The sequence below is a fragment of the Alkaliphilus hydrothermalis genome, from assembly GCF_016908555.1.
GTDB lineage: Bacteria > Bacillota > Clostridia > Peptostreptococcales > Natronincolaceae > Alkaliphilus > Alkaliphilus hydrothermalis.
Window position 1 is genome coordinate 48,279 of sequence record NZ_JAFBEE010000015.1, and the last position, 25,506, is coordinate 73,784.

At 36.8% G+C, this 25,506-nt stretch carries 23 protein-coding genes, 1 rRNA gene and 1 riboswitch; of the genes, 22 read left to right on the top strand and 2 right to left on the bottom strand.

Going from position 1 to position 25,506, the window contains the following annotated elements; translation table 11 throughout:
* The first annotated feature begins 11 nt into the window (after window positions 1-11).
* The 14 genes from JOC73_RS10865 to JOC73_RS10930 all read left to right on the top strand — a co-directional run bounded on the left by JOC73_RS10865 (window position 12) and on the right by JOC73_RS10930 (window position 16,471).
* Entirely contained in the window at window positions 12-392 is a 381-nt protein-coding gene (locus tag JOC73_RS10865) for a DUF4363 family protein (protein ID WP_204403072.1), read from the top strand.
* 180 nt (window positions 393-572) lie between these two features.
* A complete protein-coding gene (locus JOC73_RS10870) occupies window positions 573-1,757 on the top strand; it encodes an NAD(P)-dependent malic enzyme (protein ID WP_408626928.1) in 1,185 nt (394 codons plus the stop codon).
* 79 nt (window positions 1,758-1,836) lie between these two features.
* Entirely contained in the window at window positions 1,837-2,019 is a 183-nt protein-coding gene (locus JOC73_RS10875; protein WP_204403074.1) for an H-type small acid-soluble spore protein, read from the top strand.
* Window positions 2,020-2,472: 453 nt separating this feature from the next.
* Complete coding sequence (locus JOC73_RS10880) at window positions 2,473-3,012, top strand: peroxiredoxin (protein ID WP_204403077.1); 540 nt, start codon at window positions 2,473-2,475, stop codon at window positions 3,010-3,012.
* Window positions 3,013-3,289: 277 nt separating this feature from the next.
* Complete coding sequence (gene mutY / locus JOC73_RS10885; protein WP_204403079.1) at window positions 3,290-4,354, top strand: A/G-specific adenine glycosylase; 1,065 nt, start codon at window positions 3,290-3,292, stop codon at window positions 4,352-4,354.
* A 149-nt stretch (window positions 4,355-4,503) separates the two neighbouring features.
* On the top strand, window positions 4,504-5,610 hold the full coding sequence (locus JOC73_RS10890) for an ABC transporter ATP-binding protein (protein ID WP_204403081.1): 1,107 nt from the start codon (window positions 4,504-4,506) through the stop codon (window positions 5,608-5,610).
* A gap of 15 nt (window positions 5,611-5,625) precedes the next feature.
* A complete protein-coding gene (locus JOC73_RS10895) occupies window positions 5,626-6,639 on the top strand; it encodes a PucR family transcriptional regulator (RefSeq protein ID WP_204403083.1) in 1,014 nt (337 codons plus the stop codon).
* A 113-nt stretch (window positions 6,640-6,752) separates the two neighbouring features.
* The gene (glgP, locus tag JOC73_RS10900; protein WP_204403085.1) at window positions 6,753-8,378 is read left to right on the top strand and encodes an alpha-glucan family phosphorylase; all 1,626 of its coding nucleotides are present in this window, start codon (window positions 6,753-6,755) and stop codon (window positions 8,376-8,378) included.
* A 148-nt stretch (window positions 8,379-8,526) separates the two neighbouring features.
* Window positions 8,527-10,029: a 4-alpha-glucanotransferase gene (gene malQ / locus JOC73_RS10905; RefSeq protein WP_204403087.1), complete on the top strand. Its 1,503-nt coding sequence runs from the start codon at window positions 8,527-8,529 to the stop codon at window positions 10,027-10,029.
* 80 nt (window positions 10,030-10,109) lie between these two features.
* A complete protein-coding gene (locus JOC73_RS10910) occupies window positions 10,110-11,120 on the top strand; it encodes a LacI family DNA-binding transcriptional regulator (protein WP_204403090.1) in 1,011 nt (336 codons plus the stop codon).
* Between the two features lie 348 nt (window positions 11,121-11,468).
* A complete protein-coding gene (locus JOC73_RS10915; RefSeq protein ID WP_204403092.1) occupies window positions 11,469-12,719 on the top strand; it encodes a sugar ABC transporter substrate-binding protein in 1,251 nt (416 codons plus the stop codon).
* Between the two features lie 101 nt (window positions 12,720-12,820).
* Window positions 12,821-13,786, top strand: coding sequence for a carbohydrate ABC transporter permease (locus JOC73_RS10920; protein WP_204403094.1), 966 nt, complete (start codon window positions 12,821-12,823; stop codon window positions 13,784-13,786).
* A 1-nt stretch (window position 13,787) separates the two neighbouring features.
* Window positions 13,788-14,630: a sugar ABC transporter permease gene (locus JOC73_RS10925; protein ID WP_204403096.1), complete on the top strand. Its 843-nt coding sequence runs from the start codon at window positions 13,788-13,790 to the stop codon at window positions 14,628-14,630.
* Between the two features lie 440 nt (window positions 14,631-15,070).
* On the top strand, window positions 15,071-16,471 hold the full coding sequence (locus tag JOC73_RS10930; RefSeq protein WP_204403098.1) for a Na+/H+ antiporter NhaC family protein: 1,401 nt from the start codon (window positions 15,071-15,073) through the stop codon (window positions 16,469-16,471).
* Between the two features lie 142 nt (window positions 16,472-16,613).
* On the opposite strand, the gene JOC73_RS10935 is transcribed toward JOC73_RS10930, so the two are convergent.
* Together JOC73_RS10935 and JOC73_RS10940 are read right to left on the bottom strand one after the other, a co-directional pair.
* Complete coding sequence (locus JOC73_RS10935; protein ID WP_204403100.1) at window positions 16,614-17,075, bottom strand: helix-turn-helix transcriptional regulator; 462 nt, start codon at window positions 17,073-17,075, stop codon at window positions 16,614-16,616.
* A gap of 102 nt (window positions 17,076-17,177) precedes the next feature.
* Window positions 17,178-17,549 (bottom strand): DUF1622 domain-containing protein, encoded by a 372-nt coding sequence (locus JOC73_RS10940; RefSeq protein WP_204403102.1) that lies wholly within the window; start codon window positions 17,547-17,549, stop codon window positions 17,178-17,180.
* 199 nt (window positions 17,550-17,748) lie between these two features.
* Here JOC73_RS10940 and JOC73_RS10945 point away from each other — a divergent pair, with 199 nt between their 5' ends.
* From JOC73_RS10945 to JOC73_RS10980, 8 genes are all read left to right on the top strand, one after another.
* Entirely contained in the window at window positions 17,749-18,672 is a 924-nt protein-coding gene (locus JOC73_RS10945) for a DMT family transporter (RefSeq protein WP_204403104.1), read from the top strand.
* A 95-nt stretch (window positions 18,673-18,767) separates the two neighbouring features.
* A riboswitch (FMN riboswitch) is annotated at window positions 18,768-18,893 on the top strand.
* A 164-nt stretch (window positions 18,894-19,057) separates the two neighbouring features.
* The gene (gene ribD, locus JOC73_RS10950) at window positions 19,058-20,179 is read left to right on the top strand and encodes a bifunctional diaminohydroxyphosphoribosylaminopyrimidine deaminase/5-amino-6-(5-phosphoribosylamino)uracil reductase RibD (protein ID WP_243427946.1); all 1,122 of its coding nucleotides are present in this window, start codon (window positions 19,058-19,060) and stop codon (window positions 20,177-20,179) included.
* A gap of 1 nt (window position 20,180) precedes the next feature.
* Window positions 20,181-20,855 (top strand): riboflavin synthase, encoded by a 675-nt coding sequence (locus JOC73_RS10955; RefSeq protein ID WP_204403107.1) that lies wholly within the window; start codon window positions 20,181-20,183, stop codon window positions 20,853-20,855.
* A 61-nt stretch (window positions 20,856-20,916) separates the two neighbouring features.
* Window positions 20,917-22,134, top strand: a complete 1,218-nt coding sequence (locus JOC73_RS10960; RefSeq protein WP_204403109.1) for a bifunctional 3,4-dihydroxy-2-butanone-4-phosphate synthase/GTP cyclohydrolase II — start codon at window positions 20,917-20,919, stop codon at window positions 22,132-22,134.
* Window position 22,135: 1 nt separating this feature from the next.
* Entirely contained in the window at window positions 22,136-22,597 is a 462-nt protein-coding gene (ribH, locus tag JOC73_RS10965; RefSeq protein WP_204403111.1) for a 6,7-dimethyl-8-ribityllumazine synthase, read from the top strand.
* 508 nt (window positions 22,598-23,105) lie between these two features.
* Window positions 23,106-24,359, top strand: coding sequence for a DUF1576 domain-containing protein (locus tag JOC73_RS10970; RefSeq protein ID WP_204403113.1), 1,254 nt, complete (start codon window positions 23,106-23,108; stop codon window positions 24,357-24,359).
* A 4-nt stretch (window positions 24,360-24,363) separates the two neighbouring features.
* Window positions 24,364-24,705 (top strand): hypothetical protein, encoded by a 342-nt coding sequence (locus JOC73_RS10975; RefSeq protein ID WP_204403115.1) that lies wholly within the window; start codon window positions 24,364-24,366, stop codon window positions 24,703-24,705.
* A 703-nt stretch (window positions 24,706-25,408) separates the two neighbouring features.
* Window positions 25,409-25,506: ribosomal RNA gene (locus JOC73_RS10980) — 16S ribosomal RNA — on the top strand; the annotation flags it as partial.

Genomic DNA, 25,506 nt, shown 5'->3' on the forward strand with positions numbered 1-25,506 from the left:
GGAAATATGATATGAAGGTTGTAATCATTACAATTGTTATACTGGCACTATTTTTAGGTGGTGCCTTCTACTTCGCTGAATACATAAATATAAATAGTGGAAAAATGCTCAACAATATAGACAGGTTAGATCAAGCTGTATTGGCGGAAGATTGGGAATCTGCACAAACACAATTGCAGGAAATAGAAAGAGACTGGATTAAAATACTCAAGGTCTATGAGGTAATTCTTGAACACTATGATTTAGATGAGATTAATAAAACTTTAGTCAAAATTGAAAAGTACATTGAAGTAGAGGAAAAAAACCTTACGTTAGGGGAAATATCGCAATTAAAATTCGTAGTTGAGACTATTAAAGAAAGGGAAGTCTTTAGTATATCAAATTTATTTTAGTTTGAAATTTAAAGGTTGCAAGAAGAACTATACTTCGTGTAACCTTTTTTGATCTTTTAAATATCCCCTTTACCCATCGTCCGTAAAATTATACAATAGAAGGAGAACTCTAGAATAACGATCAGTTTTAAAAAATTAGATATATGCAAAAAAAATTAAAGATTACATGAGAGGAGAAGGATGGAATTGAATACGCAAGAAAAAAGCCTCCAACTACATAAGGAGGCAGTGGGGAAAATAAGTATTAATTCGAAGGTAAAGATAGAAACAAGAGAAGACCTCAGCCTAGCCTATACACCAGGAGTAGCAGAACCCTGTAGAGCTATTCACCAAGAAAAATCAAAGGTATACACCTACACATCAAAGGGAAATTTAGTTGCAGTGGTTTCCGATGGAAGTGCTGTACTAGGATTAGGAGATATTGGACCTGAGGCTGCGATGCCTGTGATGGAGGGTAAGGCAATTTTATTTAAGAGTTTTGCCAACGTAGATGCCTTCCCAATTTGCTTAGATACCAAGGATGTAGATGAAATTATTAAAACAGTAAAGTACTTAGCCCCTACTTTTGGGGGGATCAACCTAGAGGATATAGCTGCCCCTAGATGCTTTGAGATTGAAGAAAAGTTAAAAAATATCTTAGATATACCTGTTTTTCATGATGATCAACATGGAACAGCAATCGTAGTGCTTGCAGGGCTAATTAATGCATTAAAGGTGGTTAACAAAAAATTTGAAGAAATTAAAGTCGTGATTAATGGAGCGGGATCTGCTGGGATTGCCATAGGGAAACTGCTTTTAAATGTTGGAGTACAAGATATTCTTCTACTAAATAGAGAAGGAATCATTTACGAAGGAGCACCTGGAAACAATCCATATCAAGAGGAAATGGCGAAGAAAATAAATCGTCAGCAGACAAAAGGAAAATTAGACGTAGCTATGGAGGGGGCAGATGTATTTATCGGAGTTTCAGCTCCAAATGTAGTGACAAAGGAAATGGTTCAATCGATGGAGGATAACGGCATTGTCTTTGCAATGACAAATCCGATACCAGAGATAATGCCAGACCTTGCAAAGGAAGGTGGAGCAAAGGTAATTGGAACAGGTAGATCTGATTTTCCAAATCAAATTAATAATGTGTTAGCCTTTCCTGGGATATTCAGAGGAGCTTTAGATGTAAGGGCATCAGAGATACATGAAGAAATGAAGGTGGCAGCAGCCTACGCTATCGCTGGAATTATAGAGGAAAAGGAACTACGCCCTGAATATGTCATACCAGACCCCTTCGATAAAAGAATTGTAGAAAGGGTAGCAAAAGCAGTGGCAGAAACCGCCATCAAAACAGGTGTTGCAAGAAAAAAAGATTAATATTAAAGGCATCCAGTGGAAACAATATACCCTAAAGGAGTTAAATAACTTCTAAAAAAGAAATGAAGGAGTGTTTAGAATGGATGCCAAAAGAGCTCAAGATATTATTGAATCTAATGATAAAATCCAAGTACAATACAACGGTCAATCTATCTGGATTGCAGGAGTAAACCCATCAAAGAATACAGCGAATATTAAAACTAATATCTTTGATCAAGAGACAAGGGAAGTTTCTTTAAATGAATTAAAGGAAGTACACTAATATAGTTCATTAATATTAATAAAAACAATTAATTAATAAAAACAATTAAGGGATATAGTTCATGCTATATCCCTTAATTGTTGAAAAGGATCATACTAGTTTATGGGTTTTTTGTACTACAGTAGTCGCTAATATTTCCTCGGTAGAAGCAGAATCTTTTTTATGGAATAGCAGTAATACTTACTATAACTTTCTTCTATGATACTACTACCTGTCATTAGTATTTACAATCAATTGCAGTACATATAGGAGCAACCTCCGTAGCAATATAACAAAGGTACAGAATATATGTAAGCTCTGCTGATGATTAATAGAATATTGCGCCCTGGTTAAATCTAAATATTCTAAATAAACAAACTTTATTATTTAATAAAATTTATTGTTTAAGAAATATCAGCTGGGCTATATATAGACTAAATCAAACAAAAGTTAAAATTATAGGAGGTACATAAAATGGCAGAAAGAATGGTAGGTTTAAAAGCACCAAGTTTTGAAATGAACACAGTTGATGGAGAAGGTAAAAACTTTGGAAGGGTATCGTTAGAAGATTATAAAGGAAAATGGTTAGTAATGTTCTTCTATCCACTTGACTTCACATTTGTTTGCCCAACGGAAATCAGAGGGTACAACACTAAAATAGATGAGTTCAAAAAGTTAGGAGCAGAAATCCTTGGAGTAAGTACTGACAGTGAGCATTCCCATAAAGCATGGATTAATGCAGCAGAAGCCCATGGAGGATTAGGAAAACTAGCCTTCCCATTAGCATCTGATATGACTCAAAGAGTAGCTAGAGACTATGGAATATTAGTTGAAGAAGCAGGAATCGCCCTAAGAGGATTATTCATCATCGACCCAGAGGGAGTTCTAAGATACTCAGTAGTACATGACTTAAATGTTGGAAGAAGTGTAGATGAAACTCTAAGAGTATTACAAGCCCTTAAGCATGGTGGTCTATGCCCAATAGATTGGCAACCAGGTGAAGAAACATTATAATTTCTTTCCCATAGTATTTTTTATCTTTTGATTCAGTAAATTAGTTATAGCAAAAACCAGTTACCTAATGTATTCTAAATACATCTAGGTAACTGGTTTTTCTTTATTTCCAATATTCGATTCTTTAACAAATATCATAATTATGTTAACATCAAACTAGATAAATAAATCATAAGCCTAAAAATTAACATTAAATTACTGATTTAATATTAATCGACATTTAAAATTAATTTTATTATTTAACCAATATCATACCATCAACGAAGGGAATAATCATATGATAGAAAAAGAGCAAATAGTAATTGACCTACTTAAATGGTTCAAACAAAACAAAAGATGGATGCCTTGGCGAGAAACCAAGAATCCCTACTATATATGGATATCAGAAATTATGCTACAGCAAACAAGAGTAGAAACAGTAATAGACTATTATACCCGTTTCATAGAGAGATTTCCTACAATAGAAGACCTAGCAGCAGCAACGGAAGAAGATGTTTTAAAAAGCTGGGAGGGGTTAGGTTATTACTCAAGGGGGCGGAATCTCCACAAGGCAGCAAAGGTGATTCTCGAAAAACACCAAGGTATTGTCCCCAGTACCTATAAGGAAATCATCAAGATACCAGGAATAGGACCCTATACAGCTGGGGCAGTTCTAAGTATTGCATACAATCAACCTGTCCCTGCCATCGACGGAAACGTAATGCGGGTATATAGCCGGTTGTATAATATATCAAAGGACATAATGGCAAAAGAAACAGTAGAGGAAGTTCGACAAAGGGTGGAGGTAATGATGCCCGATGGTTACTGTGGGGACTTCAGCGAAGCCCTAATGGAACTGGGGGCCACCATATGTACCCCTAAAAACTATAAATGTGAGGCATGTCCAATAAGAGATTATTGTAGAGCAAAAGAACAAAATCTACAAGAACAATTACCTGTTAGAATCATCAAAACCAAAGTCACCCAACATAACAAGGCTGTCCTATGGATAGAAGACAAAATTCATAACCAAATCTTAGTCAAGAAAAACAAAGACTCAGGTCTCTTGGCAGGAATGTGGGTTTTACCAACCTTAGACCTAGAGAAAAAGAGTAAAGCTGTGGAGGATGTGCAACAGGTAATAGATGAAAAGACTGATAGTTTAAAGGGTGTTACCATAGAAGAATACGTAGGTGAAAGTAAGCACGTCTTCACCCACCAGAAATGGCAGATATCAATCTTTAGGGGAGTTTGTACAAATCATGAAGACTTAAGAGATACAGAATTTCAATGGGTTAGTAAGGGACAGCTCAAGGATTTGGCTTTTCCTACGGTGTACATCAAAATCATCTCTGTCTCTTGAAAAGTCACCATCTTCTGCGTCGCTGCAAACACCTAGCACCCTTGTCAATTTTCATAACAAACGACCAAAATTTTGTGCAGGATGACAATAGCCCTCGGAGAAATAATATATTACAATATTATTAGATAAGAAAGAGGGAGGAATAGAAGGTGGCTAGTTTAACGCTTAAAAACATATATAAGATTTATTCAGGTAATGTAACAGCCGTAAAGGATTTCAATCTTGGAATAAAGGATAAGGAATTCTTAGTATTAGTAGGTCCTTCAGGGTGTGGTAAATCCACCACCTTAAGGATGATTGCAGGTTTAGAGGAAATCTCAAAGGGTGAGTTATATATTGACGACAGATTGGTAAATGACATAGCTCCAAAGGATCGTGACATAGCAATGGTGTTTCAAAACTATGCCCTATATCCCCATATGTCGGTGTATGACAATATGGCCTTTGGATTAAAACTAAAGAAAATGCCAAAGGATGAAATCAATAGAAGAGTATTAGAGGCGGCAAAAATTCTTAATATAGAAGAATACCTAGATCGAAAGCCAAAAGCCCTATCCGGTGGACAAAGACAAAGGGTAGCTCTAGGGAGAGCCATTGTTCGAGAGCCAAAGGTATTTTTAATGGATGAGCCTTTATCAAACCTAGATGCAAAGCTAAGGGTACAAATGAGAACTGAACTATCAAAACTTCATCAAAAGCTACAGACTACCTTCGTCTATGTAACCCATGACCAGACAGAAGCCATGACCATGGGGGATCGAATCGTCGTAATGAAGGATGGGGTTGTACAACAGGTGGATACACCATTAAACCTATACAACCATCCTACAAATGTATTCGTAGCAGGATTTATAGGAAGTCCTCAAATGAACTTTATAGAAGGAAAAATTGAAATCAAAGAAGATCAAGCCAGCTTTGTCTTCGGTTATAACTCCGCGGCCTTATCAAAAGAAAAATCAAAACTTCTAAAGGATAAAGGGTATAATAATAAAGAAGTCATACTTGGGATTAGACCAGAAGATATCCACGAAGAAGCAGTATTAGATAAGTGTCCAGACTCTACCCTAGAGGGAGTCGTAGAGGTGACAGAGCTTATGGGTTCTGAGATATACCTATACTTAAAAATAGCAGGGGAAAGTGTTACTGCCCGTATAGGAGCCAACGCAACACTTAAGCCAAACTCAAAAATGAAACTCGTATTTAATCCAGATAAAATTCATATTTTCAATAAAGAAGATGAAATGGCAGTATTCTAGACTTAAACAGTGGGGGTGTTGATCATCAAGACATTAGAGGAATTATTTAAAAAAATCCATAAAGTCTACCCCGATCAACTGGTTCTATTAAAGGATAACCAATTCATCATTTCCACCTATGGTGAAGCCAACAAGAATCAACAGCGTCATCACAGGATGGAAGAGAAATTCATATATCCAATAAAATCTCCTGCAGGGGAAGATTATCAAGTTCTAGCAGCTACAGAATTAAATAAAGAAACTCTTGGATTTTTGGAACTACTAATCAATCTATATCTAGAAGAGATCCACAGTCTCGATAAAAAACAAATTCTACAATATATTGCTACGGGTCATGGGAAGGAAGTCTTCTTAAAATCCAGCCATATGAATATCTTAAAAGATCAAAAATCATATCAATTGATTTGGATAGAAGCCCCCCTGTTAGAAGATGAAAAAGAACTTGCGGAAGTGTTGGAGGAATGTTTCAAAGAGGATGAAGGTTTGACAGTAGTACCAACCGAGGAAGGAATCTTTATACTACTGGAGGATAAAAGACAAAAAGAACAACTATTAGGGATGGCAAAGACCATACGGGACATGGTGAATGCAGAGCTGTACCTAGATGTATACATCATTATAAGTAAAGAATTCAATCAGCTGAAAAAACTACCAAAGATTCTTCAAGGACTTAAAGAAGTATTGTTGATCGGTAAAACAGTAACCGTCAGAAGTCATATATATTTAGAAGATGAATTAAAACTGGAAAAGACAATCTTCTCTATTTCAAAAAAGGAAAGGGAAGGACTCTATGCCGACATCTATGAGAATAAAGGCTTTGAAGAAATGGATGAAGAAGCCCATTTAACCATAGAAACATTTTTAAAAAATAACCTTAATTTAGGCGAAACCTCTAAGGCGCTGTTCATTCATAGAAATACATTAGCCTATCGATTAGACCGAATTTCAAGGCTTACGGGCTTAGACCTAAGAAAATTTGAAGATGCAATATTTTTTAAGATTGCAATGTTGTTGAAGAAAAGTATATAATAAAACTAAATTTAAAGAGTAAATAATAAAGCGGTGGTTTTGACTAATCATAAGACTACCGCATATTATATAACAATTTACGCAACCGTTTGCACAAAGAGGAGGAAAAGAAAATGGAAAAGAAATTACCAAAAGTAGCTTATTTCTGTATGGAATATGGGTTAGATAACAGCTTCAAGATTTATTCTGGCGGATTAGGGATCTTAGCTGGGGATCATCTAAAGGGAGCAAAAGACAACAACCTACCTTTAGTAGGTATCGGTCTAAAGTGGAAACAAGGTTATGTAGAGCAGAAAACAGATGAAAACGGAAATCTATACGATTGCTATCGTCAATATAAATACGACTTTTTAGAAGATACAGGGGTTAAGGTAAAGGTAAGAATTCGGCAAGATGATGTATACTGTAAGGTATGGAAGGTAGACTGCTTTGGTAATGCACCTCTTTATTTACTGGATACAGACATTGAAGAAAATGGTCAAAGGTGGATTACGGGACAACTTTATGGTGGCTTCAGCGAAGATCGTATAGCCCAAGAAATTGTACTGGGAATTGGTGGAGTTCGTGCTTTAAGAGCGTTAGGTCACGAAGTAGATGTTTACCACTTCAACGAAGGTCATGCAGTATTGGCAGGATTAGAGCTAATGAGGGAAAAAATCCAGCAGGGGCTAGGATTTCATGAGGCATGGGAAACCACTAGAAAAGAAGTTGTATTTACTACCCATACCCCAATCCAAGCAGGCAATGAGCAGCATAGCATCGAAACCCTATTCTACATGGGGGCTAATCTAAATTTTACAGTTGATCAAATGAACCAAATCGGTGGTGTGCCCTTCAATATGACAGTGGCTGCCCTTAGATTATCAAGAAAGGCAAATGCAGTAGCGGCCCTTCATAACGAAACCGCCAATGACATGTGGAAGGATGTAGAAGGTAAATCAAATATCGTAGGGATTACGAATGCGGTCCACAGAGGTACTTGGGTGGATGAAAGAATGATGCAAGACTTCCAGAGTCCAGAAGATGTATGGAATAGCCACATGGAGATTAAAAAAGAATTAATTAACTTTGTGGAAGGGAGAAAAGGCATTAAACTGAATCCAAATGCTTTATTAATCGGATTCTCAAGAAGAGCTGCCACCTACAAGAGAAGTAACCTAATCTTTAGAGATGAAGAAAAATTAGAAGGGTTATTGGAGAAAGGTGAAGTACAAATCATCTTCTCAGGAAAAGCCCATCCATTGGATGACGGTGGAAAGCACATTATCTTAGATTTAATCAGAATGTCAAAGAAATATCCCCAAAGCGTCGTATTTATTGAAAATTATGATATGGAAATCGGTCAAATCCTTACAAGAGGTTGTGATGTATGGTTAAACAACCCCCGTAGACCTAACGAAGCCAGTGGTACATCTGGAATGAAGGCAGCCATGAATGGGGTATTAAACTGCTCTATCCTTGATGGATGGTGGCCAGAGGCTTGTCAACATGGCGTAAATGGATGGGCGATAGGGGATGAAGTTGTTCTTGAGAATACTGAAGAACAAGATGTAAGGGATGCAAAGGCCCTATACGATACGCTACTTAATGAAGTAGTACCGACCTACTATAGCAATCCAACCAAGTGGAGGGATATGATGTTAGCCAGCATTAATTCAACAAAAGATTTCTTCTCAGTTGATCGTATGGTGAAGGAATATTATGAAGTGCTGTATGCACCAATGGAAGATACGTATTGATGTATACGCTACCTTCGCTATTTTGTCTTGTTCCTCGAATCTAAAGACTTTTGAACAGGCAGATTTTAATTGTTTCGAAAACCTGAAAAAAATAGGATTAATTTTTATACAAACACAGTATACATATCAGATTGTCAGGAGGGTTAATATGAAATTTGAGAGATCCAACGGAGTACTATTACATCCGACATCATTACCCTCTAAGTATGGAATAGGGGATTTCGGTAGAGAAGCCTATAGATTTATTGACTTCCTAAAGAGGGGTAGTCAAAAACTATGGCAGATTCTTCCCTTAAATCCTCCTGGTTTTGGTGAGTCCCCCTATCAAAGTTTTTCAGCCTTTGCAGGAAATCCTTTACTAATCAGTATAGATCAATTAGTAGAGGAGGGCTTACTCCTTCAGGAGGAAATCCCCCAACCTCCAGATTTCAATCGAGAAAAGGTTGACTTTCAAGAGGTTAAGAAATACAAAGAGGAGCTATTTAAAAGAGCCTTCACTAGATTCAAGAAAAATTCTACAAAGGATTACCATGACTTTATAGACGAAAACAAAGAATGGATTGTGGATTATAGCTTATTTGCCGCCCTGAAGGAACACCACGGAGGGGCTCCTTGGAATCAATGGGATCGAGGGATAGCCTTTAGAGAACAAGAGGCTTTAGAAAACTATCAAGACCTATTGAAAGAAGAGATACTATATCAGCTATTCTTACAATACATTTTTGAAAAACAATGGCGGCAGCTTAAAGCCTATGCCCATCAACAAGGGGTTAAATTGGTGGGAGATTTACCAATCTTCATATCCTATGACAGCAGTGATGCTTGGGTAGAACCCCATCTTTTTGAACTAGATGGAGATGGAAATCCATCAAAAATGGCAGGAGTACCTCCTGATTACTTTAGCAAAACTGGTCAACTATGGGGAAATCCTCATTTTAACTGGACTAAAATGGCGGAGGACGATTACTACTGGTGGAGAAGACGATTTAAAAAATTGCTTGAACTGGTGGATATTATTAGAATTGACCATTTTAGAGGATTTGAGGCATATTGGGAAATTCCAGCTGGCTCCAAGACCGCAGAAACAGGTCAATGGGTCAAGGCGCCGGGAGATCAATTGTTTACAATCGTAAAACAATATTTAGGAGACCTTCCTATTCTAGTAGAAGATTTAGGCTTCATTACCCCAGAGGTGGCACAACTAAAAAATAAATTCCAGTTCCCGGGTATGAAGATATTGCAATTTTCCTTCGATCCAAAACTCCCTAAAAATTCAAAGCCCAACGGATTTGAAAAGACATCTGTTGTTTATACAGGTACCCATGACAATGACACATCTTTGGGTTGGTTTAAAAAAGTCGTTAAAGACAATGATGTAGAAGTACTGAAGGAATTAGAAAAGTACTATGGTGTAAGGATAGATATGGCGGATGATGAAGTTGTATGGAAATTAATTGAGATCACCATGAAAACCAGCTCTATTTTTTCTATTTTCCCAATGCAGGATATCCTTTGCCTTGATACAGAGGCAAGAATGAATTATCCAGGAACAATAGGGGGAGATAACTGGCGGTGGAGATATCAAGAAAACCAAATAACAGATTCAACGGAAAAGAAGCTTAGTGAATTAACATTAAAATATAATCGTTAGAATATTCTATTTCCTTTGAAACAGTGGTACAATAATAGAAAGAAATCATCAAATCATTCAAAAGACAAAGGAAGAGTTAAATGAAAGTAACCATTAGAGAAGTTGCCCGACAGGCAAATGTAGCACCATCAACTGTATCAAGAGTACTCAAAAACAGTCCCAGTATTAGTCAAGCCACCAAAGATAAGGTGAACGAAATAATTAAAAAGTTAGGATATCACCCCAATGAAATCGCCCGAAGCCTAGCCAACAAATCATCCCAAACCTTGGGGATTGTTATGACGGCCTCAGCAGAGGATAGCTTTCTTAACCCCTTCTTTACTCAGTTTATTTTAGGAGTAACCCGTTATATAGAAAATTTTGATTATTCTCTACTTCTTTCCTCTGCAAAAAATGAAGAAGACGAGTTAAATCAAATCTCTAGGGCAGTTAACTCAAAACGGGTTGATGGGATCATCCTGCTAACAGTAAGGGAACAGGATGAGAACGTGAAATATCTACTTAAAAGTCAGTTTCCCTTTGTAGTAGTAGGTAGACCCAACAATGAAGGAGACATCATGTGGGTAGACAATGACAACACTAAGGCCATGAAGGATGTGACAGAAACATTAATCAGCTCAGGACACAAGCGTATTGCCTTTATAGGAGGTAGTCAAAAACTGCAAGTAACCAAAAGTAGACTTTTAGGATACAAAGAAGCCCTTCAACGTCATGAATATCCGGTGGAGAAAGACCTTATTATAGAGGCAGACTTTACAGAGGAGGAAGGGTACCGAGCCACAGTGGAGCTACTAAAAAAACAAAGAGATATTGATGCCATCGTTACCACTGATGATTTGATTGCTTACGGAAGCATGGGGGCGATTAAAGACCTAGGATATCAGATCCCACAGGATATTTCCGTGACAGGGTTTAACAATACCCTGTTGGCACCATACTTATCCCCTAGCTTAACTTCTGTAGAGATTAATGCAACAGAGCTAGGTTGTCAAGCAGCAAAAATATTGTTAAAGCATATATGTGATGAGGAATTAGAAAGTAATCATCATATAGTGGATACAAAATTAATACTACGGTCATCAACAAAATAAATTTCAAAAAAAATCTTTCTCAAAATCTACCAAATGTAAACAATCGTTCACAATAAAAGTCCAATATCAGAATAACCACAAGCCCCACGGAGTTAATTTATGGGCTGTGCTAGTTATTGATATATGGGCTTTCTTTATTAAAATAATCATTTATATATTCTATTTCTATTTACTAAGCTAAAACAAGGGTATATCATATCATGGTGAAAATCGTAACTAAATCTCTTAAATTGTAGATAGAATTATATTGACAGAATTTTCGTTATGAAATATACTTATATTAAGACTAATGCAAACGGTTGCATAAAAACGCAGTAGGTTGTATGAATAAAAAAAGGGGGATTCAAAATGCAAAGACGTTATAAAAAATTGATTAGCTTAGTATTCTTAGCAGCAATGGCAATCATGGTCCTAGGGGGTTGTACCCAATCCAGTAATACGTCAGCAGTAGAAAAATTCAATCCTGACGAAGTAGTTGCATTAAATGTATGGCACGGATGGTCAGGAGAAGAAGAAGCTGCCCTAGTGGAGGCAACAAAACAATTTACAGCTAAGTATCCAAATGTAACCTTCAACCTATTATATACACCCTTTGAAGGTGGATATAAAGACAAACTAAAGGCTTCTCTCCAAACCGGCGATGGTCCGGATTTATTCTTTGGTCCCCATGACTGGACAGGAGAATTTGCAGTTGGCAACTTGATTGATGCAATAGACGGATATGTAAAAGAGGTAAAAAGTGAATACGTAGAGAGTACTTATGAGGCAGCTGCCTTCAACAAGAAGCACTATGGATTCCCTCTATCAATGGACGCAGTTGTACTAATTTACAATAAAGACTTAGTACCACAAGCACCAAAATCAATAAGCGAAATGCTAGAAATTGCAAAGGCCAACACTCAAGGGGAAAATTGGGGACTTTCCTTTGACTATAATGGAATCTACTACTTTACCCACGCCTTCTTCTCAGGTTTTGGAAACAAAATTTTTAAAGATGATGAAGGAACACCAGACTTTAATAACGAAAACTTTGTTGCATACTTAGACTTCTTACATCAACTAAAGAATGAAGATAAGGTTATGCCAAAGTCATTAGATTATGGTACAGCAATGGCATTATTTACAGAAGGAAAATCAGCTTTCCTAATCAATGGACCTTGGGCTTTTGGGGATTTAGACAAGAGTGGAGTAAATTGGGGAGCCACAATCATTCCTAAGAACGATATAGCCAACAACGAATCAAAACCCTTCATGGGAGTAAAAATGGCATTCCTTCCTAGAATGGCAGAAAATAAAGGTGCTGCTGCTGAATTTGCCAAGTTCGTAGCATCAGCTGAAATGGCAAAATTATTCAATGAAAAAGTTGGGGTAGTACCTGCCAACAACAAGGTTGAATTTAATAGAGATACAGATAAGTTAATCCAAGAACAAGCTGCAAACGCAATTGCAATGCCAGCGATTCCAGAAATGGCGCAGGTATGGGAGCCAGTTAAAGATGCCATTGAAGCAGTAGTTGATTCCAATAAGGATGCAACAGAAGTAGCTAAAAATACTCAAGAGGAAATAGAAAAAGCCATCAAAGAAGCAAGAGGAGAATAATATTACAACCATAAGTCTGGGGAAAAATTCCTCAGACTTAATCATTAGAGAGGTTATATTAGTAACTCTTTCCAAAAAGGAGTAGGCAAGGAGTGAGAAAAATGATATCACAACAGAATCAAAGACCAGAAAAAACAACAAATACTACCCCCAAAAGGCAAGGCTTATTAGATAAAATCAAAAAAAATAAAATAGCCTACTTATATGTATTACCAGCAATGCTGGTAGTTCTAATGATCTCCCTAGGGCCAATTCTTTATGGAATAGGGTTATCTTTTTTCAATGCCAACCTATATACCATGGGACAGGGCACTGTGAAGTTTGTTGGATTAAGAAATTACTTTAGAGCAATTGGAAGCATGGATGCAGAATTCCTAATTGTTCTGTTTAGAACTTTTATCTGGACGATCGTAAACGTATTCTTTCATGTATCCATAGGCCTAATCATTGCCATAGCCCTAAACAGACCAAAATTAAGAGGAAAAGGAATCTATAGAACATTAGTAATCCTGCCTTGGGCAGTACCTCAATTCGTTACAGCGTTAGTTTGGAAAATGATGTACAACGAACAATTTGGTTTCTTCAATCAAATACTGGAGATGATGGGCATTCCGGCAGTATCATGGACCTCCCATGCAGGTATGGCGTTTGTTTCCGCCATCATCGTAAATATTTGGTTAGGCTTCCCCTTCATGACAATGGTGGCGACCGGGGCACTACAAAGTATTCCTAGGGATTATTATGAAGCAGCCGATATAGATGGAGCCAGTGGATGGCAGAAATTTAAGAACATCACAATTCCTTTATTAAAGCCAGCAATGCTGCCAGCTACAATACTAGGAACCATCTGGACCTTTACCAACTTCAATGTCATTTATCTAATCACTGGTGGTGGGCCAGGTAAAGCAACAGAAATCGTTTCCACCTATCAGTTCAATATATTAACGCAACAAAATGCCTACTCAATGGCGGCAACCTATTCAGTTATCGTATCTATTATCTTAATTATTATTACTGCCATTAATATGAGGGTTACAAAAGCACTATCACAAGAGGGGGTGGAGTAGAATGAACTATCGGCTAAAAGAAAAAATGAGTTATTTTTTAACTCATTTATTTATGATTACAGCATGCCTAATCACTTTAATACCAATCTGGTGGGTACTCCATACAGCCTTTGATAATCGAACAAGTATGGTAAGTACAGAGATCACTCTATTCCCAAAGAATCCTACACTGGATAACTTCATAGAGGTGCTCACCCATCCTAGCTTTTTAACTTGGCTAAGAAATAGTTTTATATTCTCAGCAGGGACAACAATATTCTGTTTAGCCCTGGCAACATTAGCAGCCTATGCCTTCTCAAGATTTAATTTTCCAGGAAAGCGGGCAGGCTTAGTTTCCTTCGTAGTATACATGATGCTACCAGCAACAGCCTCCTTAGTACCTCAGCTAATGCTAATCAAAGTATTAGGGATAAAAAACACCTATATCAGCTTAATCTTAATATGGTCAGCCGCCAATATGGCATTTGCCGTATGGAATCTAAAGGGGTACTTTGATACGATACCTAAATCAATAGAAGAAGCAGCTATTGTAGACGGAGCTTCAAAACTTCAAATATTCACTTTGATTATGTTACCCTTAGCAAAACCAGCATTAGCCATTACAGCAATCTTTATCTTTACAGTACCTTGGACTGATTATGTAACATCCTATCTGTTCCTAACCGATGGATCTATGTATACCTTAGCCCAAGGACTCTTTGGATGGGCGGCAGATTTTAGAACCGTTTCATGGGGAGTATTCAGTGCAGGTTCCATCATTATGGCACTACCCCTTACAATCATATACCTTGCCTTCCAGAAATATATTGTGAGCGGATTAACTGTTGGAGGAGTAAAGGGATAGAAGTATAGACTATTGTATTAAGGAGAATAACAGAGGAACTATTTTTAAAAAACGATAGATTAAGAGATAAATAAAGCCAGCAACCGTAGCGTAGAAGGAAACATGCTACAATGCTGGCTTTTTTTAGGATGAAAAAAAGTGTTTTTCAACAAACGAAGGCCAGTTAATGAGGGTCTTCTATTATAATGGAGATTCAACCTAATATTAGTTGGTGAAATGACAAGTAAATATGTTAAAATGATATTGATTCAATGATTCAATAAGGTTCTTCAATAATGTTCTCAAAAATTTTCTGAATATGCTTGTTAATCAGGGGCAAGAACATACTATAAAACTCTTCAAGGCTTAATAGTATTTAGTTTAAAATAGCATTTCTATGTAGTAATGAGAAATTTAAGCTAGATTACATTTTAAAATAACGATAGCAAGGAAGGGAATCTATGACAAAAGAAATTAAATCAACAAAGACAACCACAATCCTTATAGTCACTTTACTGGGAATTGTTTTGGGGATCGTTTACGCAGGGGCGGCCCACTACGGACTCATATTAGGAATTTTTCTAACTCTAGGTGTGGGCTACCAAGCGGGCTATCCCCTAGGGACAATGGGAAAAATGATGGAAACAGGTATTAAAAAAGCCTTTATTGTACTATTTATTATGTCTCTAATCGGAATCCTTTCAGCCCTATGGATGTACAGCGGAACAATACCTGCCATGATGCTCTTAGGGTTTAAATATTTAACAAAAATGAATTTCTTGTTGGCGGTATTCCTTATCACGGGTGGAATATCATTAGTCCTAGGAACATCCATTGGAACCATCACAACTGTAGGGATTCCTTTACTGGAAATAGGCAAAACCCTTGGGCTTCCCCTACCTATGGTGGTGGGGGCCATAATATCAGGAGCGTATATAGGTGACAGAACATCCCCCATGTCCAGTAGTGCTAACCTCATTGCAGCAGTTACAGAATCAAAGCTCATGGGAATGCTTAAGGAAATGCTAAAGACAATGGCACCAGTTTTAGTCATTTGTATTTCAGCCTATTACATCATGGGCAGTGGATATGGGGCACAGGCAACAGTAGACCTACGGGTGGAAGAAATTAAAACCCTAATGAATAGCCATTTTATTATAGAATGGTATTCCTTGATACCTCCAGCTATGATCCTCCTATTGGCAGTTATAAAAGTACCTATCCTTTACTGCATGATTGCTGGAGTCATCAGTAGTATTGGACTAATAACATTTACCCAATTAACTTCCCTTGGAAAATTATATCAAGTGATGATAAAGGGATACTATCCAGAAAACCCACAAATTATGGAACTCCTTTCTGGAGGGGGACTCCTTTCCATGAAAAACGTAATTATTATTATAGTTGCATCAACAGCCCTTAATGGATTAATGGAATCCATGGGGATGCTACAGCCCTTGATGGACAGATACCTAAAGGGAATAAAAAATACAGGACATTTAATCTACAAGACGACCTTGTTAAGTCTCCTAATGGTGGTGGCAACCTGTAATCAAAGTCTAGCAATTATTATCCCCAGTAGATTTCTAAAGGATGAATACAATAGGAGGAGAATCTCCACTAAAAAACTAGGGAGAACAATTGCAGACTCTGGGGTAGTGACAGTATCCCTCGTACCTTGGAATGTTAATGCCATTGCAATTACCTCTATATTAGGAGTCAGCACAATAAAATATTTCCCCTATGCCCTTTTATGCTTCCTATTGCCCATTTCAACAGTCCTGTGGGGTTACTGGGAATCAAGGAAAGAAAAGCAAGATTATAACTATCAAAAGCATAAAAAATCACAGGCTGGGATTTAATCCTAGCTTGTGATTCCTTATATTTTCTACCCTCAATTTTCTACCCTCAACCTAGCCTTCATGCCTAACTACATAGATACAACCCAATTGGAATAACTTTCGTTAAAATGTTTGAATGATTGAGTGAATGGTTAATTAGTGACTAATGATTATTGTTACTAGCCAGTTGCATCAGTATAGCTTTAGCATAGTCCAAATCAAAGGTACTCAACCATCGTCTATTCATTTTATCTAAAATACGATAATGCTGAGAAATAACATTTTGTTGAATTCGGTAGTTTTCTTTGCTAAGAATATCAACCCACCAGACTTTCCCACCTAAAGTCGTTTCTTTGGGCTTTAAAAGTATGGGGTTTGTAATCACCTCTAGAATTTCTAATGGATCACCACCAAAAGCATTTTGCAGTACCTCACTTCGGCGAAACAATGTACAAAATGCCACAGTCGTTGTCCAACCAGGAGACACCCTATGCTTCTCAATTTGAACCAGGGTTTTCTTCGAAATCCCCAGTTTTTCTGCCATTTCCTCTTGTGTAAAGCCCAATTCAACCCTTACCAGCTTAAATTTATCCCAAACAGAATTAATAAGTCCTTCTCTATTCATCAAACTCCTCCATGATCGTGCTCATTCTCATTTAGTGTAATATTACACTGGATTAGGAAGGAAGTCAATACATTAAAGAAAGGAACTTACATGCTCAGAAAACTATTTACGATTATTCATGAAACACTCTTTAATTTTTTCATCTTGAAGGAGTTCTGAATTAATCTCCCAGTGAATAACGTATGTTAGGATCAGTCTTAAAACAATGATAGCCCCCAAGACCTTAATTTCATCCATAGTTCGTACTAGAATGGTTCTCAGAATTTCTCCACCAAGCTTGAATTCCAAGCCCAGTGCTAGGCCCTTTGCCAGTTCAATTTTTACAAGGGTATCTTTAAATTTTAGCTTAGCCTTTGCATAACTTAGAAAGCCACGGATACCTGAGTATCCAATAATAAAAATTCCAATTAACTCCAGCATAGATATAACATACATAACAATTATTTCGATATAGTGCTCTAGTAAATAAATCATAAAAGTCCTCCAATTGTAGGTAGTATCAGTAATCAGGTGAATTGTAGATTAATCATTAATAATTATTATATCCAGCATTACTTATTTCATGAAAAGGATTTTAACATACTTCTCTAAGATGTAGCTTTGGCTATTTACAAAGAAACAGTCAATCAGTATAATTGGAGATGAAACAAGTCGATAATGAGGAGAATGAAAGATGATAAAAGAGAAGAAGATCTATGCTACTTTAGCAATACTCATGACGATTTTCTTTTGGGGAATCTCTGCCTCAAGTATTAAGATTGCCCTTAGGGAAGTACCACCATCAACACTGGCTTTTATACGATTTACAATTGCTTCTTTTGTCCTATTTGTAGTTAATAAAATAAGTAATCCAGAAATGAAGACCCAAATACAAGATCGTAGGAGTATGATTCTGTGCGGATTAATCGGTGTAACGATCTATTTTATTTTTGAGAATTATGGACTAAGCTATATCAATGTAGCAAATGCAACAATACTATTGGCGTCTATCCCCCTATTTACAATTGTGGCAGAATCTATCATTTCCCGTACTGTCATTGATTTCAGAAAAGGAATGGGTGTAATCTTATCAATGTTTGGGGTTTTATTAGTGATTGGAAACTCCATCTCCGTTAGTACAAATCCTATGGAAGTATTGGGAAGTCTTCTAATGATTGGAGCATCCCTCAGTTGGGTAGTTTATACTATTCTTAGCAAGAGATTAGACGGCAAGTATCCTACATTATATCTTTCTTATCAGCAAAATTTTTACGGGGCAATTTTCTTAATTCCTTTTGTTTTACTAGAAAAAAACAGGTGGCAGCCCATTAGTTTAGTTTCTTGGGGGAATATAATATATTTAGCCTTAATCTGCTCTGCCCTATGTTATTACTTGTACCTATATGCCCTCAAAAATTTAGGGCCAACCAAGACGAATGTGTACATCAATCTAATGCCTCTAATAGGAGTGATGGCGGCTTTCCTAATCCTAGGAGAAAAGTTATATCTAATGCAATTGGCAGGTGGATTCTTTATTTTACTGGGGATATATGTTGTCAATCATCTAGGGGAGAAGCCTAAACCAGTTCCAGAGGATGCTCTTATAACTAATAGATAAATTTTGAGTAATCTCAAATATTTTAATTAATTTTAACAAAAGCTTGTCCTAAAAAATGATTTATGATATTGTATAACCATAATAATTAAAAATAAATAAACCTTCAGGGCGGGGTGCAAATCCCCACCGGCGGTAACGTTAATAGCGAAGCCCGCGAGCCTTTGGCTGATCTGGTGAAATTCCAGAGCCGACAGTTATAGTCTGGATGAGAGAAGGAAAATATAAAATATGTAAAATTTACAACGAGAATAATGCATCTACTGATGTACTAATTTTGTTTGTATTTTTATAAATTTTGACTCTTATACCCTGAGGTTAATTACCCCAGGGTATTTTATTTTGCAAAAATAGATAAAATAAACATGATCAATAGGGAGGTGAGGGAATGGAAATCAAAGACTTTCAAAAAGATAAATATTATATGGAAAAAGTCCTGCAGCTGGCGAGGCAAGGATGGGGAAAAACAAGACCCAATCCTTTAGTGGGGGCTGTTATTGTACAGGAAGATGAAATAATAGCAGAGGGTTATCATCAGCAGTACGGAGAAGACCATGCAGAAGTAGATGCCCTTAAGAAACTTAACTTCCAAGCGGAGGGAGCTACCATATATGTAAACCTAGAACCTTGTTCCCATTATGGGAAAACCCCTCCCTGTGTTGAGGCTATCATAAGAAGTAAAATAGCTCGAGTTGTAGTTGGCATGAAGGACCCAAATCCACTTGTGGCGGGAAGAGGAATTAATTTGCTTCGAGAACAGGGCATTGAAGTGGCTACAGGGGTAATGGAAGAGGAAGCAAAAAAACTCAATGAGATTTTTGTAAAGTACATAACAACTCAAAAACCCTTTGTTATTCTAAAGACTGCCATGACCCTAGATGGTAAAATTGCCACAGCTACAGGAGATTCAAAATGGATTACTAATGAGGATTCAAGAGCCTATGTACACCATATCAGAGATAGGGTAGCAGGAATCATGGTGGGAGTCTCTACAATAATAAAAGACAATCCAACGCTGAATACTCGAATCGATAATAAAGAAGTTAGTCAACCGCTACGAATTATAGTGGACACCAAAGGAAGGACCCCCATGGACAGCAATGTTGTCTTAACTGCTAAAACCCAGTCTACCCTAGTTGCAACTACAAAAGAAGCCAATGCTTCAAAAGTTCAGTTATACAAAGAATTAGGAGTTCAAGTACTCATCCTCTCCTTAAAGGATGGAAGAGTAGACTTGAATGAGCTGATGATGGAGCTAGGGAATAGGCAAATTGATAGTGTGTTGCTGGAGGGGGGCGGCACCTTAAATTTCTCAGCACTACAGTATGGAATAGTAGATAAAGTAATGTCTTTTATTGCTCCTAAAATCATTGGTGGAAGAGATGCCATCACACCAGTAGAAGGAGAAGGCATAAACAAGGTTGCAGATGCTATTGAACTCAACAACATTACCCACCGCTCTTTTCAACAGGATTTATTAATCGAAGGATATATAGAAGGGAAAGATTAAGATGTTTACTGGAATTATTGAAGAGATAGGTAAAATAAGAAACATATCAAAAAGTGGAGATGGAGCTAGTATCGTCATAGAAGCTAAAAAAGTACTTGAGGATGTAAAGCTAGGGGACAGTATCGCCACCAATGGAGTATGCCTTACGGTGAATCATTTTGAAAAGGGAATCTTCAGAGTAGACGTGATGGCAGAAACCATGAGGATGAGTAATCTTAAAAATCTCCATTTAGGGAGTCCAGTTAACCTTGAACGGGCGGTAGCAGTAGGGGATCGCCTTGGGGGACACCTAGTAAGTGGGCACATAGATGATGTGGGGGTGATCCAAAAATACGAAAAAGAAGATAATGCCGTATGGATTACCATTAAGCCACCAGCCCACTTGATGAAATACCTTATTCTTAAGGGCTCAATTGCCATAGATGGCGTTAGTTTAACAGTTGCACAGTTGGGTGAGGATGATTTCAAAGTATCAATTATTCCCCATACAAAGGATGAGACTACTTTAATAAGTAAAGGTGTTGGCGATTTGGTTAATCTAGAATGCGATATGGTGGGTAAATATATAGAAAGACTGATGGGGATAAAGGTAGAAGAAAAAAAAGAAAAAAAAGAAAAAAAAGAAGCTTTGACTATGGATTTTCTATCAAAGCATGGATTTCATAAGAAAAACTAACATTTAAGTTGATTAACAGTGATATATTCATTAATGATGAAAATCAGAAAGGAACGGGAAGATGAAATATCAATTTAATACCATCGAGGAAGCATTAGAAGATATTCGTAATGGCAAAATAATAGTAGTAGTAGATGATGAAGATCGAGAAAATGAAGGGGATTTAGTAGCATCTGCCCAGCATGTTACTCCGGAAGTCGTAAACTTCATGGCTAAGTATGGTCGGGGATTAATCTGTTTGCCTATGACAGAAGACCGACTAAAGTTATTGGATATGCCTCAAATGGTTGCAAAGAACACAGATGAATATGGGACTGCCTTTACAGTATCTATAGATCATATTGAAACAACCACAGGTATATCTGCTCACGAAAGAGCCTTAACCATTCAAAAGGCAGTCACTGAGGGAGCTAAAGCCACTGATTTCAAGAGACCAGGACATATATTTCCACTAGCTGCTAAAAATGGTGGAGTGCTAAAAAGAGCTGGGCATACAGAGGCAGCTGTGGACTTAGCGAGATTGGCAGGACATGCTCCAGCAGGAGTAATCTGCGAAATTATGAATGAAGATGGTACTATGGCCCGTGTACCAGAGTTGATGGATTTTATAAAAGAACACAATCTAAAAATGATTACCATTGCAGATTTAATAGCCTTTCGAAGGAAGAATGAGCAGGTTATTAATCGGGTGACAGAAGCCCTCATGCCGACTAAACATGGTAACTTTAAAATTATTGGATATGAAAGTGAAATCACAAAAGAACATCATGTTGCCCTTGTAAAGGGAGATGTAACAACAGACGAACCTGTATTAATGAGGGTACATTCAGAATGTTTAACAGGAGATGCCTTTGGCTCGTTGAGATGCGACTGTGGAGACCAGTTGGCAGCTGCAATGGAAAGGATAGAAAAAGAAGGAAGAGGAATCATTCTTTATATGAGGCAAGAAGGAAGAGGAATTGGTTTAATCAACAAAATTAGAGCCTATGAGCTTCAAGACCAAGGATATGATACAGTTGAGGCTAATTTAGCTCTTGGCTTTCCAGAGGATATGAGGGACTATGGTGTGGGGGCTCAAATTCTAAAAGATCTAGGGGTAAAAAAAATTAAGCTTATGACAAACAACCCTAGAAAATTAGTGGGACTATCTGGTTATGACTTAGAAATTACCCAAAGAGTTCCTATCCAAATGAACCATAATGAAAGAAATGAGTATTACCTAAAGACAAAACAAAGCAAATTAGGACATATGCTAAAGTTTACAGGGGAGGAACAATAAAATGAAAATTTACGAAGGAAATTTGTCAGCAGAAGGATTAAGAGTGGGTATTATCGTAGGTAGGTTTAATGAATTTATAGGCAGTAAGCTACTGGATGGAGCAATTGATGCCATCAAGAGACATGGAGGAGATGTGGAGGATATTGAGATTACTTGGGTGCCTGGAGCCTTCGAGATTCCACTAGTGGCAAAGAAGATGGCCAAATCAGGTAGATATGATGCTGTTGTTTGCTTAGGGGCAGTAATCAGGGGAGCGACACCACATTTTGATTATGTATCCAACGAAGTGACTAAAGGGGTAGCAATGGTAGGGTTAGAGACGGAAGTGCCTACAATATTCGGGGTATTAACTGTAGATACAATAGAACAAGCAATAGAAAGAGCAGGAACTAAAGCAGGAAATAAAGGGTTTGAAGCAGCAGTTACAGCTATAGAGATGGCAAACCTATTGGAGGATTTCTAATTTAATAACCAAAAGCACTTACCTAAATGTTCACTCGAGTCAATTAATGTAATAACTTTCATGGAAAAAGTAAGTGTAAGAGATAAAAAAATATTGACTTTGTCTACAACCTCATATATTATTGACTTATCAAAAAGAAGATGTTGAAAAATATCTTCTTTCTTTATGAATAAACCATATCCAACACCTTCATGATGTACAATTAAATCAAATCCAATCTCATCAACTCTAGAATCTTAATGCTATTCCACCACTACAATATGTAAAAACAAATACAAGCTAAATCAATAAATAAAAATATAATCACAATTGTACTGGAATTACATTGCAATTATACCCCCTGCCCCTATTATGATTATCTGAGAAATAATCAATGGAATAATATAGGTAAATAGATAATCGTCCTAATACAAGTTATAAAAATTTTAACAACAACAAAGGAGGATAACAAAGTGACCGAAAAAATAATAGTACTTCAATCATGGATTAAGAAGGAGGATAATATAACATGAAGCCAGGTTTAATAGCAGTAAGTGAAAAAGTAAAGTTTAAAATTATGTACTCCTATGGAATTATAATATTGTTATCTGCTTTAATTTTTAATCCTCCTATAGAGATTCTACAGGGGATGGCGAAGATTGTGGTGGACCCAAGTTTATTGGTGTCAGATTATATGAAAATAGCCAATATTGGTGCCGCCTTTTTTAACAGTGGGTTGCTGGTCATTTCAGCCATTACCATTGTTGGTTTAAGTAAAGTAAATATGACGGGAACTACTATGGCAGCAATTTTTACAGTAGGCGGATTTGCACTTTTTGGTAAAAACATATATAATGTATGGGCTATTCTATTAGGTGTATTTTTATATAGTAGGTATAAAAAAGAGAATTTTGGCAAATTTATATTACCAGCACTATTTGGGACAGCACTAGGACCAATTGTAAGTCAGATAAGTTTTGGTCTGGGGGATGGTTCAATATTCTTTTTAATAGTTGGAAATCTATGTGGAATACTAGCTGGATTTATTATGGCTCCGTTAGCTAGTCATTTCGTTAAGTTTCATTTAGGATTTAATCTGTACAACTTAGGTTTTACAGGTGGGATGATTGGTACCTTCTTTATGGCTATGTTCAGGGCTTTTGGATACGAAAATCAAGGAAGGTTAATAGTGTTGCAAGGGCAAAATTTAGCTCTAAGCATTTATCTTATCGTGATGTTCTCAGCCTTTATGATAGTAGGTCTCTACTTTAATAAAAACTCCTTTAAAGGATATAAAAGTCTTTTAAAAAGAACAGGGAGATCGGTTCAAGATTTTGTTGTACTAGAAGGGTTTGGGCTAAGTCTTATTAACATGGCTCTTTTAGGCTTTATTTGCATAGCCTACATTTTAGCAGTAGGGGGGCAGTTAAATGGTCCAGTTATTGGAGGTGTTTTTACCATTATTGGCTTCGGTGCATTTGGTAAACATATCAAAAACATTCTTCCAGTAATGTTAGGTGTTGTACTAGCTGCATTTATAATGAAATGGCAAGTCAATGAAATAGGGCCCGTACTGGCTGCTCTTTTTGGAACGACGTTAGCACCTATTGCAGGTCAGTTTGGGTGGAAGGCCGGAATGATTGCAGGATTCCTTCATATGGCAGTAGTAATGAATGTAGGCTACCTCCATGGAGGGATGAATCTTTATAATAATGGTTTAGCTGGCGGATTAGTGGCAGCGCTAATGATTCCACTTTTAGAATCATTGAGAAGGGAGGCATGATCGTATGGATCATGTTAAATCTAGATTGTTGAAAATCTCGAGCGAAATTGCTTTCTTTGCTTTTGATTTAGGGGCCGAAAGTCTTCAGATTAATATAGCAAATAATCAAAAAGCTTATGAAATCACAATAGAATGTCATATTGAGGGTTTAGTAGAAGATAAGCTAAAGGACCTGGAGGAGCAATTAGACGTTCCTAGACGAGAGGATATTGAAGAGTATCTTTGGGAATTGCTAGGAGAAGATGAGGAATCCCGCGAGTTAAGCTTAGTGGGAATGATGATTGATGAAGTGAAAATTAGTTATAATAGGCCTTTATTAAATATAAAGATGTTTAGAAATAAATAAGCTCAAGGTAGCGTAAATTAAGAAACAGCCCTTCAATGTATATCCTAATATACTTTGACGGGGCTGTTTTTTTAGTATTAATGGTCGAAATAGTTTTCTTGTGTAATATTCTTTGCTCTAGTTTCTATAGTCTAGATTCTTGACTGCTGGTTCTGTAGGTTTTTGGGTAATTTTATTGAAAAATGGTTTAGTTGGTATAAATATAGACTTGATGGGTTACCCTTAAGATGTTATAGTTATTAAGTTGTTTGAAACAAACAGTGACAAGCGTGAGATAGCATAGACAGTTAACATCTATATAACACAAATTATTTAAAAATATTATTTCAAACATATTGACAAGTTCTAATAAATATGATAAATTATTTTAGTCGCTTCGAACGAAAACATATTTAACTAAGAGTAGGAATATTGATTATGGTGTTTCATAATAGTGAAGCGAAAATCGATAAATTTTTAAAATGATAAAATTTTTAAAAAAACACTATAAAAAATATTGACATTATCGCTTCAGTGTGATAAAGTATAAAAGTCGCCGAAGGATGGTGGCAGGACAAAGGTCCTAAAAACAAGGTCTTTGAAAACTGAACAGTATAGATTTAGCCAGCATATTAATTAATGAATAATGAATAATTAATAATGAATAAGTAGTAATTATAGTTACTATTAACATTAAAGATTATATCATTTACCCAGATATTTATAGTTTAAGAGTTTGATCCTGGCTCAGGATGAACGCTGGCGGCGTGCCTAACACATGCAAGTCGAGCGGAGTTGTTGAGAAGCTTGCTTCAATACAAC

Excerpts from the sequence above, each read along its gene's own strand:
- JOC73_RS10865 (WP_204403072.1), top strand. The coding sequence starts at position 12 with ATGAAGGTTGTAATCATTACAATTGTTATACTGGCACTATTTTTAGGT.
- JOC73_RS10870 (WP_408626928.1), top strand. The coding sequence starts at position 573 with ATGGAATTGAATACGCAAGAAAAAAGCCTCCAACTACATAAGGAGGCA.
- JOC73_RS10875 (WP_204403074.1), top strand. The coding sequence starts at position 1,837 with ATGGATGCCAAAAGAGCTCAAGATATTATTGAATCTAATGATAAAATC.
- JOC73_RS10880 (WP_204403077.1), top strand. The coding sequence starts at position 2,473 with ATGGCAGAAAGAATGGTAGGTTTAAAAGCACCAAGTTTTGAAATGAAC.
- mutY (WP_204403079.1), top strand. The coding sequence starts at position 3,290 with ATGATAGAAAAAGAGCAAATAGTAATTGACCTACTTAAATGGTTCAAA.
- glgP (WP_204403085.1), top strand. The coding sequence starts at position 6,753 with ATGGAAAAGAAATTACCAAAAGTAGCTTATTTCTGTATGGAATATGGG.
- malQ (WP_204403087.1), top strand. The coding sequence starts at position 8,527 with ATGAAATTTGAGAGATCCAACGGAGTACTATTACATCCGACATCATTA.
- JOC73_RS10910 (WP_204403090.1), top strand. The coding sequence starts at position 10,110 with ATGAAAGTAACCATTAGAGAAGTTGCCCGACAGGCAAATGTAGCACCA.
- JOC73_RS10915 (WP_204403092.1), top strand. The coding sequence starts at position 11,469 with ATGCAAAGACGTTATAAAAAATTGATTAGCTTAGTATTCTTAGCAGCA.
- JOC73_RS10920 (WP_204403094.1), top strand. The coding sequence starts at position 12,821 with ATGATATCACAACAGAATCAAAGACCAGAAAAAACAACAAATACTACC.
- JOC73_RS10925 (WP_204403096.1), top strand. The coding sequence starts at position 13,788 with ATGAACTATCGGCTAAAAGAAAAAATGAGTTATTTTTTAACTCATTTA.
- JOC73_RS10930 (WP_204403098.1), top strand. The coding sequence starts at position 15,071 with ATGACAAAAGAAATTAAATCAACAAAGACAACCACAATCCTTATAGTC.
- JOC73_RS10935 (WP_204403100.1), bottom strand. The coding sequence starts at position 17,075 with ATGAATAGAGAAGGACTTATTAATTCTGTTTGGGATAAATTTAAGCTG.
- JOC73_RS10940 (WP_204403102.1), bottom strand. The coding sequence starts at position 17,549 with ATGATTTATTTACTAGAGCACTATATCGAAATAATTGTTATGTATGTT.
- JOC73_RS10945 (WP_204403104.1), top strand. The coding sequence starts at position 17,749 with ATGATAAAAGAGAAGAAGATCTATGCTACTTTAGCAATACTCATGACG.
- ribD (WP_243427946.1), top strand. The coding sequence starts at position 19,058 with ATGGAAATCAAAGACTTTCAAAAAGATAAATATTATATGGAAAAAGTC.
- JOC73_RS10955 (WP_204403107.1), top strand. The coding sequence starts at position 20,181 with ATGTTTACTGGAATTATTGAAGAGATAGGTAAAATAAGAAACATATCA.
- JOC73_RS10960 (WP_204403109.1), top strand. The coding sequence starts at position 20,917 with ATGAAATATCAATTTAATACCATCGAGGAAGCATTAGAAGATATTCGT.
- ribH (WP_204403111.1), top strand. The coding sequence starts at position 22,136 with ATGAAAATTTACGAAGGAAATTTGTCAGCAGAAGGATTAAGAGTGGGT.
- JOC73_RS10970 (WP_204403113.1), top strand. The coding sequence starts at position 23,106 with ATGAAGCCAGGTTTAATAGCAGTAAGTGAAAAAGTAAAGTTTAAAATT.
- JOC73_RS10975 (WP_204403115.1), top strand. The coding sequence starts at position 24,364 with ATGGATCATGTTAAATCTAGATTGTTGAAAATCTCGAGCGAAATTGCT.